The sequence below is a fragment of the Blautia sp. OF03-15BH genome, assembly GCF_003463065.1.
GTDB lineage: Bacteria > Bacillota > Clostridia > Lachnospirales > Lachnospiraceae > Limivivens.
Map to the genome: position 1 here is coordinate 1 of NZ_QSCM01000009.1, position 442 is coordinate 442.

The window sequence follows — 442 nt, forward strand, 5'->3', positions numbered from 1 at the left end:
ACTCTCCATAGGCGTAAATTCCGGACTAACGTATCCGTACATATTTGCATTAACGTTTCAGTGTTAGCTTGCAAATCGTTCTCCATAAGCCTTGAGATTTATAGATGCCTGGAAATCTCTGTCAATCATATTCCCACATTCACATCTATAAACCCTGTCAGATAACTTCAAATCTTTTTTGATGTTTCCACAGCAACTGCAAAGCTTTGATGATGGATAAAACCGATCAGCCACAATAAGCTGAATCCCTTTATCATTGCATTTGTATTCAAGCTGTTTTCTAAACAAAAAAAATCCTTGTTCCTGAACTGCTTTGGATAAATGTCTATTTTTCATCATTCCGCTGACATTCAGATCTTCTATACAAATAAATCTTGGCTTTCGATTTACGATCTCAGATATGGTCTGATTCAAATAGTTTTTACGGATGTTTGTTAATCTG

At 35.5% G+C, this 442-nt stretch carries 1 protein-coding gene; it reads right to left on the bottom strand.

Features of this window, described 5'->3' with window-relative positions; all coding sequences use genetic code 11:
• Nucleotides 1-63: 63 nt before the first annotated feature.
• Nucleotides 64-442 (bottom strand): RNA-guided endonuclease InsQ/TnpB family protein (locus DXA57_RS10585; RefSeq protein ID WP_199612721.1); only part of this gene is annotated, 379 nt, incomplete at its 5' end.